Origin of the sequence: Moorena producens 3L (assembly GCF_000211815.1) — a bacterium.
GTDB lineage: Bacteria > Cyanobacteriota > Cyanobacteriia > Cyanobacteriales > Coleofasciculaceae > Moorena > Moorena producens.
This window is the reverse complement of sequence record NZ_GL890840.1, coordinates 194728-208320: the sequence shown is the minus strand read 5'-3', so window position 1 is coordinate 208320 and position 13593 is coordinate 194728. Positions and strand designations below refer to the sequence as shown.

The window sequence follows — 13593 nt, the reverse complement described above, 5'->3', positions numbered from 1 at the left end:
AATAAACATATTTTTAATTGAACTCGCCTCTGGCGTAATCGGTACAAATAGTTCTGCATTTCTATAGATAGTATCAATAGAGATTATCAATTCTTCAATAGCCCTAAGCGCTGTTGCATCTTTCTCAAGATGATCAGATCCGCTTTCTCTATGCCCATTGCCCATAACAGCAGTACATAAACTAGAAACACAACTCCAGCAGTAATAACCAATACCAGAAGGTAAGGCATAAATGAAACCCAAGAGTGTACACCGAGACCGATCAAAACAGCGAGAGTTCCTGCCCCTATGGTTTTTAAGTAGCTCCAGTTGAACCCATGAATATGCAAAACTAGGTAGACTTGCAAGATACGCAGCAGATTTACTGCTAAAATACTGATTCCTGTTGCCACTGCCGCTCCCATCAGTCCCCATCGTGGAATCATGAGCATATTTAATCCGATGTTGGTGATCGCTAACACCACGTCCCCAAAGAGCTTGAGATATTGATGCCCTGACATTGCTAGTACGTGCATGGCTAATCCTCCCGGACCAGCTCTTGCTAATTGCCCTGCTGCTAGAATTGTTAGAGGTAACGATCCGATTTCAAATTCTGAACCGAAAACACGTAGGATATCTTTACCAGCTACTACCACAATTAAGAACAGAGGTACAGTCAAGGAGAAGCTCCAGCGGGCAGCAGTTCTAAAGAGTTTGTCTAATTCTTCAAGCTCTCCGTTACTATAAAGGTTAGCAATCATCGGTGTGAAGATTGTTACCAACGAGCGAGTGAACAGAGTCATCAACAGTGCTGTCTGGGAAGCGGCCCGGTAAATCCCCACCTCTGCTACAGGTCGAAAATATCCCAGCATTAAAGAGTCTGTCCAGAGCATCACCAGCCACAAAAAACTTCCGAAAGATAAAGGGAGGGAAAAGGCAAGTAGTTGCCTGGTTTCGAAGACAGGGGTGATATTTCTGCTCAATAGGGCAGGAAAGATACCTCGAATAAAATGGACGGTGAAAGCTAAAGACACGATTACAGCAAGTAGCCAAGCAATCGCTGCCCCCCACAGTCCCCAGCCAACTTTACATAGTACTACAGCTAATATTAAGTTAATTAATGGTAGCAGAAGCTCCCAAACATAAACTTTGTATGCTGTTATCTGAAATCCTGTAGTAGCAAATGCTCCTACTGTCATACTAGCCCCGAAAGGGAGAGCGATCGCGAACACCCGCAGTGCAAGAGCAAGGTCTGGTTGACCAAAAATCCCCTGGGCAATAAGGTCAGATCCCAAAAATAGACCGATTCCAAATACTATACCGCTGAGGAAAGGTAGTCCAATCCCCTGTAGTAAAACTCCTTTGAGCCGACCATTATCATCTGTACCATGATGGATTGAGACATAGCGTATAGCTCCAGTTTCAAGCCCCATCCTAGAAAATAGTTCTCCGAGTTGGTAGATGATCATTGCCAAGGTGTAAAGTCCGAAGACTTCTGCACCCAGAAGCCAAGCAAGCACTACTTGAGTTACATACTTGAAAGCAGTACTTATGACTTGACCAAGGAAGGATAAACCAGCTCCTTTGACAAATTTGTTGAAGGTGGCATTAATTGGTGCCACTAGATATCTCCTCCACTGTTTCTATCAGTTGCTAAATTCCCAATCTGAGGCGACAATAGATCTTGAGTCTCCGGATGCCGTCGATATGACCTTTAGTGTTTTTAAGCATTGCCAGTATTTTCCGTGGTGGATGTTCAAGGAACCGAAATTGCATCACCTCTAGACCCGAAATTTGAGGTTGATGCCACTGCCTCTCGTACCCATAGCGCTCAAGTGTTCCTCCTGCTACAGCTTCAAAGATACGAAGTTCACGCTCTGTCATTTCACTGCGCCATTTGCCAGCGTTACTGGTCAGAGGAGGTCTAGAAAGATTTTTCTGGTTTTTCTGGTCAGTTGGATAGGATGCACCAACCTTATGGAATTCCAACATTTCAGGGGCAAATTCCTCCTTAAGAAAGGTGCAAATCTTTCGAACTATACCTTCAGGTTCCAACAATAATTCTTCGTATCGGACTTCTAAAAAAGAGTCATCATTGAGAGCCGTTCTCAACTCTTCCACAGTTTCAAGATACTCTCGCCATTTTTGAGCAAGTGGGTAGATGTGCTTTGGACCAAAGCGAGAACCCTTCCAGGATAGAGCCACATCGCGGCCATCTCGCACTATATGAAGCACTTGCAAATTGGGAAAAGCATTGAAAATTTCGCGCCAGTAGAAAATATGGGCAGGCGTCTTTTCTCCCCAGCGTTGTTTACCTTGGGCATTAGTCCAGGCACCCATGATGCCATCAACTATGCCGTGAAAGTCAAATCTATAGATAGCTTCAAGGGTGTGCTCACGATTGGGAGGGGGAGACCAGTCTCTCATGACCTCGGTTGTCAGGATATCGTCTACCAGACGCTCACGGTTTTGAATCAGCTGTAGGTTACCGTAGTACTTCAGCCAGGGATAAAACGTATTATAGAGGTGAGACTCGAATGGTATAGCAATTCGTGGATGGCAGCCAATAATCCGACTCAGAAGGGAAGTTCCAGAACGAGGACATCCAAAGATGAAGATTGGGGACTCTGAAATACCTAGGTCTGATTTAGATTGGGAAGTCGGTGCTAGACTCAAATTTTTGGTTTGATTCATCTACTTAACTTCTCTTAAATTACTCATAATTTTTATCGAGGAAGCTTATTAAACCTGCTAAAATAAAGGAATTATATACAAGACCAAGATATGGTACAAATATTGACGTTTAGACTTGGATTTGCTGACGCATTCGAATTACCCTAGCTGGAACCCCAATCGCAACAGCATAATCAGGAAGGTTTTTGGTAACTACAGCACCTGCACCAACAATACACCCTTTGCCAATCCGAACTCCATCGAGAACAATTGCTCCGGCACCCAACCAAACATCATCACCAATCACCACTGGTCCTTTAGAATAAACTCCCTGTTCCATCATGGGAATATCCAAACGATCTGATAGATACCGACCACCCCCAATGTAACAGTTACCAGCAATTAAGACAGAACTGCCAATAAAAATGCCAGCACCTGAGGAGATAATAGCATTACATCCAATATCAGTTTTTTTACCAATAACTACAGGACCAGTTTTTCCCTGAATCACACAATTCCTGGAAACAATAACATCGTCTTTTATAGTTATTCCATCCTCTCCAGCACCGCTAGCATCCAGGAGAGCATAATCGTCGATAGCGATGCGGTTTTCAAGAGTAATATTTCCAGGATGACGTAAAACAATTCCCTTCCCCAAAATAACTCCAGAACCTACAGCCTTGAAAAGGGGAGAAAAAAAATTTTTTCTCAATAGATATCCAGCTCCACCAGCCAGATTACCAAATAAAAAAGTAGCTAATTCATATTGAACTAAAGATAATAACTTATTATTTCCTATAACCTTTGCTTGATAACTCTTCAATAAAGAAGAATCTTTTTTATTGAGTTGCTCTGTTAAAGAAACTTTGGATATCAATTTTTTTTCTTTATTGGCTATCATAATCAATGCTATTCTCAACTAGGTTAACTTTTGTTCGGAAACTAATTTAGGATTTTTAATAGATATCCATCCTTGGTCAAGATACCATTGGGCTAATTCCTTTAACCCTTCTTCATCGGAATGGACAGGCACAAACCCCAGTAAATTTATCATCTTTGCTGTGTTAAATGAGCGGTCTTTTGTATAAAACGCTAGCCGTCTTCGATAAATAGGTGGTTCTATGCCCAGGGGACGACAGATGAATTCCAAAAAATCACCTAAGGCAAACAGTGGCGCAGCTGGCAAACTAATGAATTTAAAGGAAATTCCATAGTATTCACTAATAATAGAGACCATTTTTTGAAAGGTTATCGCCTCCTTACTGCCACAAATAAAAACTTCTCCCACTGCTTGAGGATGGGTGGCTGATAGTATAAAAAAATTGGTCAAATCATCAACATGAATTAAGTGCAGTAAGTTACTTCCATTGCCAATTATTGGTATCCACTTACGGCCAACCATTTTGAAAATTTTCAAAAACCGTTTCTCCCCAGGACCGTAGATTCCTGATGGTCGTACCACAGTGACTGGTAAGCCTTCCTTTTTAGCAAAATCTCTGATCCACAGTTCTCCTTCTAGTTTGGTTTCTTGATATATATCTCCAGGATGCATTGGACAATTTTCATCACCAGGAGGATTTTCGACATGACCATGAACACCAATTGTTGAAACGTGAACAAAACGCTGAAATTCTGGCTCTTCTAAAGCGTACTTTGCTAGCAATTGTGTGCTTACAACGTGGACATTGTAGTAGACATTGTCAGCAGATTTTGCTTCTCGAAAAGGAGTTACAATATGAAAGATATAGTTAACTCCTTTGATGGCTTTCTTGATTAACTCTTCATCAAAAACATCCCCTCTAATCCATTCAATTTTAATGTCTTTAAAAGGCTCAATTTTAGAACTAGGACGTGCAATAGCGACGATATCTAAACCTTGTGCGACTAATTTACGTACAAGAACTGAACCTGTAAACCCTGTAGCTCCAGTCACTAAGACGCGACTGCCAGTTGGGAGTTTGAATTGAGTATCTTCCATATTCTACTGTCTTAGCTAACCTAAAAAATATTGGAATTTAACCAAGCAAGTTTATACAATTAATTTTAATCGGCATCTGGCTTAAGTCTTGGTAAGCTTTAAAATTACGGGTGAACCAAACAAATTAGTCAAGCCTGAGAGTCGAGCTAACTTCTCCATAAATGAAGAGAAGCTAGGAGATTTTAAAGTGCGATGGAGTACCATAGGCACAAAGAATTGGGGATAGCGCTCAGCTTTGCTCAGACCAATAGATTGAAAAAATTCTAGAAGCTCATGTTCTTTATAACAGATAAACTCTCGTGTATTTCCTTCCAATCCTTTCTTGAACTTAAATAGATAGGGGGCAATAGCATTTACGCTCCTGACTGTAGGATAGTCTAGGATTACTGCTTGCTTTGCTACTCGATTTAGTTCTGTTAAAAAAGACTGCCATTGAGTCACATGAGCCAAGAATCGATAGCTGATCACAACATCAAACGCTCCGTCTGGGTAAGGGAGATCCAAAACATTGCCCACCTTGAAGGAACAAAGATTAGCATCAAGAAAATTCTGAATCCTCCCCTTACAGACATCCGCACTACCAAGCACAGTGAGTTGATAACCATTTTGAATCAGAGCCCCTGTGAGTTGACCATGTCCTCCTCCCACATCAAGGATGGTGGCTTTAGGATAAGGAGTTAGCATTTTCAAGGTTGCGTCTTCCTGGACTTTCAGTAGCCAAGCCCCAATTTCCCCGGCAAAACGGGAGGCATAATCCTCAGAAGATGTTTCGATATCGGCTGTTTCGGTAAAATCACCTGTAGACACCACTGTTAAATTCCTTTAGTCATTTGTTTAGTTTTAATTGCTATTTTTTTTAGACTGAATTGCTAATTGGTTACGAATAAATCGCCAGGGGTTTTCTAGAGAACCATAGGCCTGAATAGGTGTCAGGGGATTGAGTAGCATTTCCTTGATATCTTTTCCTGGTTCTTCATTACTCAAGGAACCCTGGATAGTAAATCCAAAACTTCCAGGACGACAAGATTCAGAAGCCAAAGGAAGTGGATCGCTTCCTGGTAATATCCGCCATCCTTTTTTCTCTGCTTGTTTGAACAAAACTGGTCGTGACCAGAATACAGGACGTCCACCATTGTCTCCTAGAAAAAGCTTGGGAAAATTCTTGTCTTCCAAGAGCTTATGTAACAGTTTTCCCCGATGTCCGATCCATTTACCAACTCCCCAGGGCAGTATAGGGATTGCCCCAGCGGCAAGGATTTCTTTAATCGTTACGTCTAAGGGTAAACCATCTTCAAGGTTTTGGTCAGTGATCAACGCTAATACTTCCAGGTTTTCCGCTGTCACAATTTGGCGACCAGCAATTAAGAACATTCCTTGCCCTAAGGCGTTACAGGTATATAAGGATAAATCTTCCTGGGTACGGTGGAACATCCAAGGTTTTCCCTGGCTTACCCTAGACTGATTATTGTTTTGAGCTAAATCAGCTAACTTTTTATACCATTTTTGATGCTCTATTTCTGTCAACAATAATACAGCCTGAAAATTTTCTCTATCACCTGCCTGACCAGAAAATCGCTGGAAATTTTCCCAAGCTGAGGTCAGCAGTTGATCGATATCAAAACAGTCATGAAGGTGAACGTGACCATCAATCAGGATTAATTGATGCTTTTGAGCGGTAGCTACCATGGATTTTTGTTAGAATCTCCCTGATTTCCATAAACTGCTGCTGCTTCAATCGCATTCAGCTAAAATCTTGCACCACAACCTCAAAGGATCTTCTGGGCTAAACTCACTGGACCGTTAAGGGTTTCAATTCCAATACTTTTGTCCTGAGTTAATGCACCTCCCATATTAAAAATGTGATTAACCTTGTCTAACTCTAGCTCTATTTGTGACCGACTCCATCCTAATTCCGCACCCATCACCTCAGCACAGATTCTGAGAGCCTCATTTCCGGGATGACCAGCACTACCCAGTTCTGTCCGCCGGAACACCACATCACCTAATGTTTGAGCCATTTCCTCAACAACCCCATGCAAGACTTCAGCTTTGAGTACAGCCAAATCATCAGTAGGTTTACAGGAGTGATCTGATACTCGCTCCAAATATAGCAGTACATCTTGATAGGCACTACCGTAGTTATACACGAGGCGGCGCATTACCTCCTGCCCCAGTCCATAGGGTTGCTTAAGGATTTCCGTCTGCAAAAACACTTCAAATTGTTCGATGTGTCCACCGTAAATTGGTGTAACTGATGACAGGGAGTTGGGAGGCTTTTGGCCCCATGACCGAAATACCTGGTCAACCACTTTCTCAGCCACATCTCTGGCAGTGGTATATTTCACCCCAACCACTGAGATCAATCCTGGCAATTCTTCTTTGGCATGATCGAAGAGTTGATAGTGTTTAGCCAGTTGTGGCAATCCTGTCTCAGTAATGCCAGTTCTAGGAAGCAAGCCACCATGGATGAAAGCTACATCTGCTTGGTTGAGTTTAACCGATGGCCATGCTTGGTTGATGTCATCGAGCAGGTCTTGAATATCCTGTTGGGTAATGTTTAAGTTATCCGGGTCTTGATCCCAAACAGCATAGGATGTACCTACCAGGGATTTACCACGCCAGGGCGCAATAAATAGTAAGCGAGACCCCTTGTTAACTATGGCATCGGAGTCACGATAGGAGTATGGCGTGGAAATACCCACAGCATAGGTTTGGCAGAGGGGACGGCGAATCACCAGGTTCATGGCTTTGGCAAGGGGAACTCTGGGTTGCTGCTGGGGTTGCTGCTGGGGTTGTTTCAGTAAACTCAATACCCGATTTGTCCATGGTCCGCTGGTGTTGACCACAGTCTTGGCGCGGATGTCGAATTGATTCCCACTTAACACATCTTGCCCCTGAATACCAGTGACCCGATTTCCAGCTTGCAGAAATCCAGTCACTTCTACGTAGTTAGCCACCACTGCCCCAGCTTGCTCAGCTGAGCGCAGAAAAGATAGGGTCAACCGTTCAGAGTTGTAGACCTGAGCATCATAAAAGACTGCTGCTCCAGTTAGCCCCTGGTGGGGAATTCCTGGAAGCAGCTGCTGACACTCTTGCTTAGAGATGACCCGACCATTGGATATGTGTTTTTGGGGATCGAGTTGGCGATTGCGATCGCAACTGATTAGGTCATTGATAGTAAGTGCCACAGATAGCACTTCTTTTCCCTTCATCCCATGGCCGTAGGTGGGAATCAACACTGGTAATGGATGAACTAAGTGAGGCGCAATCCGCATTAAACTGGTGCGTTCATGAATCGATTCACGCATCCGTTTCAGGTCAGCATGCTGGAGATACCGTAATCCCCCGTGGATGGTCTTCAAGCTGTTAGCAGAGGTAGCGCCACCGAAATCAGCTTTTTCCACCAAGGCAACTGACAATCCCCTGAGGCTTGCTTCCCAAGCTACGCAAGCTCCATAGATCCCACCACCGATGACTAATAGATCGTAAGAGTTTCTGGCTAACTCTACTAGGTTCCTTTTCATTAGTTGTCTGCTTAGGCTATATGCTCTACTAACTCGTGATGTAGCCAATCATAAAGACTGTTTAATTTTTCCCGAAAAGCTGCATAAGTATGCCTTTTCTCAATCAATTTCTTGCCAGCACTGCCCAGCCTCAGTCGTAGGGTTTCATCAGCGATCAGAGCAAGCATTCCCTTCGCGAAAGCTTTGGCATCTGGCCTCCTCAGCAGAGCAACCTGATTGTCTAGCAACTGGGTATGGGTTGGTAAATCTGTTGCTAACAATACTTTTCCACTATCGAGATAGGAGTAGAGTTTCATCGGGGTATTTTTACCCAAAATTCTCGGAGAGACTAAAATATCAGCCTGCTCCAAATAGATAGCCAGATGCTCAACTGGTTTCGGTCCTAAAAAATGGACATGTTTTTCCATCCCAAGACAGTGAGCCTTATTCGTGTATTTCCGAATGTCGTCCGCTTCTCCACCGATAATGACTAAGTTAGCCTGATCAGTCTGCTCAAGGGTCAACGCGAAGCTGTCTAGAAGTAGGTCAATCCCCTGATAAGTCTCCAGATTGCCCACATACATCAGGAGGACATTATGGATTCCTAGCTCACGTCTGAGATTACTATAAATAGTACTATACATAGTTACACCAATGTTGAATCTTGAAGTTGAATCTTGAAGTTGAATCTTGAAGTTGAATCTTGAAACTGTTGAATCTTTAAGCAAAATTTAACACAAACCTGCACATTTTTACTAGAATTATCTTTCCTTACAAAATAAAACGTATTCTTAGGACATCAAAACAATATGTTCTGTTCATTATTAACAATAATTATAAATTTATTTAACTCAAATTATAAAGTATGGAGGTTTTAAATATTTAGTCTAACTTTAAAGACTTTTTATTAATTTGTTAAAGATTAGAGTTAAGCAACGATATATCTGGAATAACTACAGTTTTTCTGGGCTTGTACTTTTGAATATCTGCTGCCAAAGCATCGCAAACTGAAACCACAACTTTGGCATTCTTCACAGCCAGTCCTTCAAAAAAGTTGAATAGTGACGAAAAAATCTGTAGCAAAGGATACTTTTCAATCATTTGTTGGGCTAGAGATGAATCCATGTCATAGATATAGGGAATCTTACACAGGATTTTGAGCCCTAAACCGATAAAGACTGATTCCTCTCCAGCATGAACCAAATCGTAGCGTTTCTTAGTCACTAGGCGAATTACAGCAAGCAACATGAAAAAATCACAGACGATTTTTTTCCAGGAGAAGCCTGGTCGTATATTGCGAACCCAGGGTAGCTTAGGGGTTCGGTATACCTTGATATTTTCATACTTGATGTCACGCCCTTCAGGATAAGTCACGACATCAACTTGGTCTCCCCGTTCAGAAAGCACCTTCAAAACCAGGTTGACTGCGATGGGTGTGCCACGATTCTGATAAAACGGATGAGGAGCGAGTAATAGAATGTTCATCCTACTGACATTTCGTTCATCATAGGAGACTGGTTGATTCTCCCAGACAGTCAATTCATCCCTGCTGCTTTTGACCTCAAGCCGATCAGTAAGCCGATCAGTTTTGCTCGTTAAATACACGTTTATCTCCCCCTATATTTAAAGCACTCTAATCAAGAGCGCCCCATTTCCAAGCCAGCTTGATTTAAACTCCACTATTGCTCAGTAAGTTTCCGGTAGAGCTTAAGATAATTTTACAATCACCAGTGGTTAATTTCAGCTATGACTAAAACCCCTGACTTAGCAAGAATGTATGACTCAATGGTAAACACCGATACAAATGGATTAAATAATGCTTTAACTATAAACTAAAACTGCTCCTACTTTATTCCATGAGGATGAACCATACTGCCCAACTAAGTGTTATGAAAAAAATCTATTTTAATTAGAACCTAAATAAATTCTCCAAATCAACTAGTAATCTGGAGCTTAATGAAATCTTGATGAGAAACTTCATATAATCTTTACAAATTCCCAATCTTCAAGAAATCGCCTTGGTTAGCGGCTAAGCTAATATGCATTTAAATTTGAGCTCAGCATTCAGCCCTTAGCTGACAGCTAAGGGCTGAATGCTGAATGCTTACGATGATACTTTGGTTAGCCACTAACCAACTTGATTTCCAATTGATAAGTAGGTGGGCATAAATAAACGTTAAAACTCAAAATACGAAAATAAAGCTGAAACCCTTTATTAAAGGGGTTTTCAGCATTTTGAATCTCAATCGCTATTTTACGGATAATTAAGCTCACCTACTTATCACTAAGGTTGTTCAACATTAAAGGACACCACTTCTCTGACCCGATAAATCGGTCTTCCCTGAGATTCGTGGTAAGTACGCATCAGTAGTTCTCCTAGTAGACCAAGACTAAACAGTTGTACACCAGTCGAGATCAAGAGTACTGCCAAGATTAGTAAAGGCCGATCCCCGATATCTTCATTAAGACCTAGCTTGAGAATGGTCAGATAAGTCCCAATGATTATGCCCGTGCCTAGGGAACTCAGACCTAGTAATCCAAATACATGCATGGGTCGGGTGAGGAATTTCTTCATAAAGAAGATGGTCAACAAATCCATTAGCACCCGGAACGTTCGCCCCAGACCATACTTACTACTACCATAGCGACGAGCATGGTGACGCACGGGTAACTCGGTAATTCTTGCCCCCTCAATAAATGCCAAGGCTGGTAAAAACCGATGTAACTCACCGTACAGGTTCATGTCTGCTACCAATTCCGAGCGATAAGCTTTCAGAGAACAGCCATAGTCATGGAGTTTAACCCCAGTGGTGCGTCCAATCAGCCAGTTGGCAATTTTGGATGGCAGTAAACGAGTCACAGCCGCATCCTGCCGTTTTTTACGCCAGCCACTAACCAAGTCATATCCTTCCTCAAGTTTGGCAAGCAGCATGGGAATGTCGGCTGGATCATTTTGTAGGTCACCATCTAAGGTAACAATGGCACGACCCCGAGCATAATTAAACCCAGCTGCCATCGCAGCAGTTTGACCATAGTTGCGACGCAAAATTACCCCTCGCAAATCAGGGCGGGAGAGGACTTGTTCCTTGAGCAGTTGGGTTGAACCATCTGTGGACCCATCATCGACACAAATAAGCTCATAGGTGAGCTTAGTATCGGTTAAGGTGGATGCGATCGCATGAATCAGGTGGGGCAAACTCTCCACCTCATTGTAGATTGGTACCACCACTGACACGTCTGGTGTTATATCAGTGCCAGACCAGTTCTGGGCATTTAATTGCCCTTGTTTAATTAAGGAAATTTCCATAGGATGCCCCAGGTTGAGTAATATCCAATCCGGTTTAAACTATAAGCACATATTATTGATGGTCTAATCTAACTTGTGGCGATATGTCAAGGCATTGGGCACATTTATAGACCAAATTGATCAATCTTTTAAGGTTTAAGGTTGAACGCGATGGAAGAAGTCCCGCTTTCAGCGATCGCGTGGCCTTTAGGCCAAGGTTGAAGGTAAGCATTCAGCTATCAGCTATCAGTAATCAGTAATCAGCTATTAGCCATTGGCCGTAGGCCACCCTAAGGGAACGCTTTTGAATAAAATAAGCTGACCCCTGACCCCTGACCCCTGACCCCTGACCCCTGACCCCTGACAGCTTACTGTTGACAGCTTACTGTTGACTGCTGACCGCTTACGATTCAACTGACTTTAAAATCCCATCTTCTAACTGATAAATTGCTGTCATAATCCCAGTTTCAGGATTGTTCAACAAAGATTTTTTGACCTGTTTTAAGTATCCTAATATATTGCTGCGTAAAATAGGTTTCTCGACTTTAAGGGTGTGGCGGTAATCCCAAACATCCCAAATTAATAAACCGATACCAGCCAGGGGATCAATTATACTTGCTCCTAACTCCGTTGCCACTAAACCACCAGTTTTTGCTGCCATTTTACTGGCGGCTTTTCCAGCTAGTTTGCTGCTAACTTTACTGGCTACTTTTCCTCCCATGGAAACCAGGATAGGTTTAGCGACCAAGTAACCACTACCACCAATTAACAATTTCAGGGAAATATTGGATAGGTTACCTTCTGTATCATTAATTGTCGTCGAAATTTCGTTAATATATCTATCCCACTGACCTTGAGGAATTTGATATTGGCTTTGGATGTCACTAAGATTGTTGCCCAACTCAGCCATATATAATTCAATCGTATCATTCGTGATTAGTTCCATCCTCATTTGAGCATTTTGAGGAACCAGTACTCGTTTAGAAAATTCTTTTTGGAACGTCTCGGTAAGTTTGGCGTCAATCGCTTCCTTGCCAGAGGGTAGCTTGGTATTGATTTGATGCATGATAGCATACTTTCCCCACATAAAAGGAACTGAAAGCTCCATCTTTTTCTGATTGAAATAATCAAAATACCAATCCAAAAAACTATCCACACGGGGGATTAACTCTGCTTCCCAAACATCTAACTCCTGGGCCGCAAACCCTTCAGCACTGGCGTGAGATGCTTTAACGGCATCAGCAACCGCTTGATTAACTTTACTAAAGTCGGGACGAGGTTCAATAACAACTGTTGGTTCAGTCGAGGGGGTAATTTGAGCAGGATTGGTCGAATGGGGGATTATAAGTTTGCTGACTAAGGGAATGAATACAATAATAATTACTACAGTCCAAATCAGTGGAGCCACTGACTTAATCAGTTGGGTAAAGGCTTGGATGCGCTCTGTCTTTTGGGTATAAGTTACTTCCTCTTCCTGTTGAATCATAGTGATTTCTCCACTGATTTAGGACTAGTATATTTTATACTATTTTAATCAATTTTTTTGTAAGCATTCAGCTATCAGCTATCAGCTATCAGCTATCAGCTATCAGCTATCAGCTATCAGCTATCAGCTATCAGCTATCAGCTATCAGCTATCAGCTATCAGCTATCAGCTATCAGCTATCAGCTATCAGCTATCAGCTATCAGCCAAAGGCCAATACTGACGCTACACGAATGGCTGACCACTGACCGCTGACCGCTGAGGGCTGAGGGCTGAGGGCTGACAGCTGACCGCACCTCAAGTAGCACCATCTGTAGCGCATATGCTTACAAGCTCACTGGCGATCGCTTAAGTAATAGCGATTACCCAGGTACAAAGCTGCTGCCATAGCTAGTCCTGGCAAGGTAATAACCGCTGCCCAAGGAGAGCGTAACCAATTCACTTGCTCAGATCTTATGTAGTTAATCGACTTCTTGTACATACAAGATTCAGCTGGACTAACTGAACCCAACAAAACAGCACTGGCAATTCCAGTAGTTGATAGGAAAGCAATTAAGGTTAATTTGGGTTTGAGCATGGTTGAGATTCCCCGCTAGCTTCACTTGGGTAATTTTCCTTAGTTTAGCTTTCTTGATCCGATAGCATTCCATGGCACCTAGCTGCTGAGTGCCTGGCTCAATGTTACCTAGT

12 protein-coding genes are annotated in these 13593 nt (G+C 42.5%); all 12 read right to left on the bottom strand.

Annotation, left to right across the window (positions count from 1 at the left end; genetic code table 11):
• Positions 1-86: 86 nt before the first annotated feature.
• Complete coding sequence (locus tag LYNGBM3L_RS07400; RefSeq protein WP_008180958.1) at positions 87-1601, bottom strand: flippase; 1515 nt, start codon at positions 1599-1601, stop codon at positions 87-89.
• Positions 1602-1632: 31 nt separating this feature from the next.
• Entirely contained in the window at positions 1633-2673 is a 1041-nt protein-coding gene (locus LYNGBM3L_RS07395) for a sulfotransferase family protein (RefSeq protein WP_008180956.1), read from the bottom strand.
• A 109-nt stretch (positions 2674-2782) separates the two neighbouring features.
• Positions 2783-3529, bottom strand: coding sequence for an acyltransferase (locus tag LYNGBM3L_RS07390; RefSeq protein WP_229414354.1), 747 nt, complete (start codon positions 3527-3529; stop codon positions 2783-2785).
• Positions 3530-3571: 42 nt separating this feature from the next.
• Complete coding sequence (locus LYNGBM3L_RS07385) at positions 3572-4630, bottom strand: NAD-dependent epimerase/dehydratase family protein (protein WP_008180951.1); 1059 nt, start codon at positions 4628-4630, stop codon at positions 3572-3574.
• An 81-nt stretch (positions 4631-4711) separates the two neighbouring features.
• On the bottom strand, positions 4712-5437 hold the full coding sequence (locus LYNGBM3L_RS07380) for a class I SAM-dependent methyltransferase (RefSeq protein WP_229414352.1): 726 nt from the start codon (positions 5435-5437) through the stop codon (positions 4712-4714).
• Positions 5438-5470: 33 nt separating this feature from the next.
• Positions 5471-6316: a hypothetical protein gene (locus LYNGBM3L_RS07375; RefSeq protein WP_008180947.1), complete on the bottom strand. Its 846-nt coding sequence runs from the start codon at positions 6314-6316 to the stop codon at positions 5471-5473.
• An 80-nt stretch (positions 6317-6396) separates the two neighbouring features.
• A complete protein-coding gene (locus tag LYNGBM3L_RS07370) occupies positions 6397-8154 on the bottom strand; it encodes a glycerol-3-phosphate dehydrogenase/oxidase (protein ID WP_008180946.1) in 1758 nt (585 codons plus the stop codon).
• Positions 8155-8165: 11 nt separating this feature from the next.
• The gene (locus tag LYNGBM3L_RS07365) at positions 8166-8777 is read right to left on the bottom strand and encodes a glycosyltransferase family 4 protein (RefSeq protein ID WP_008180944.1); all 612 of its coding nucleotides are present in this window, start codon (positions 8775-8777) and stop codon (positions 8166-8168) included.
• Positions 8778-9048: 271 nt separating this feature from the next.
• Positions 9049-9738 (bottom strand): glycosyltransferase family 4 protein, encoded by a 690-nt coding sequence (locus LYNGBM3L_RS07360; protein WP_008180942.1) that lies wholly within the window; start codon positions 9736-9738, stop codon positions 9049-9051.
• 679 nt (positions 9739-10417) lie between these two features.
• Positions 10418-11440, bottom strand: coding sequence for a glycosyltransferase family 2 protein (locus tag LYNGBM3L_RS07355; RefSeq protein ID WP_008180938.1), 1023 nt, complete (start codon positions 11438-11440; stop codon positions 10418-10420).
• A 382-nt stretch (positions 11441-11822) separates the two neighbouring features.
• Complete coding sequence (locus LYNGBM3L_RS07350) at positions 11823-12905, bottom strand: hypothetical protein (RefSeq protein WP_008180936.1); 1083 nt, start codon at positions 12903-12905, stop codon at positions 11823-11825.
• A 332-nt stretch (positions 12906-13237) separates the two neighbouring features.
• Positions 13238-13480 (bottom strand): hypothetical protein, encoded by a 243-nt coding sequence (locus LYNGBM3L_RS07345; RefSeq protein WP_008180935.1) that lies wholly within the window; start codon positions 13478-13480, stop codon positions 13238-13240.
• Positions 13481-13593 lie beyond the last annotated feature (113 nt).

Excerpts from the sequence above, each read along its gene's own strand:
- LYNGBM3L_RS07395 (WP_008180956.1), bottom strand. The coding sequence starts at position 2,673 with ATGAATCAAACCAAAAATTTGAGTCTAGCACCGACTTCCCAATCTAAA.
- LYNGBM3L_RS07385 (WP_008180951.1), bottom strand. The coding sequence starts at position 4,630 with ATGGAAGATACTCAATTCAAACTCCCAACTGGCAGTCGCGTCTTAGTG.
- LYNGBM3L_RS07375 (WP_008180947.1), bottom strand. The coding sequence starts at position 6,316 with ATGGTAGCTACCGCTCAAAAGCATCAATTAATCCTGATTGATGGTCAC.
- LYNGBM3L_RS07370 (WP_008180946.1), bottom strand. The coding sequence starts at position 8,154 with ATGAAAAGGAACCTAGTAGAGTTAGCCAGAAACTCTTACGATCTATTA.
- LYNGBM3L_RS07365 (WP_008180944.1), bottom strand. The coding sequence starts at position 8,777 with ATGTATAGTACTATTTATAGTAATCTCAGACGTGAGCTAGGAATCCAT.
- LYNGBM3L_RS07355 (WP_008180938.1), bottom strand. The coding sequence starts at position 11,440 with ATGGAAATTTCCTTAATTAAACAAGGGCAATTAAATGCCCAGAACTGG.
- LYNGBM3L_RS07350 (WP_008180936.1), bottom strand. The coding sequence starts at position 12,905 with ATGATTCAACAGGAAGAGGAAGTAACTTATACCCAAAAGACAGAGCGC.
- LYNGBM3L_RS07345 (WP_008180935.1), bottom strand. The coding sequence starts at position 13,480 with ATGCTCAAACCCAAATTAACCTTAATTGCTTTCCTATCAACTACTGGA.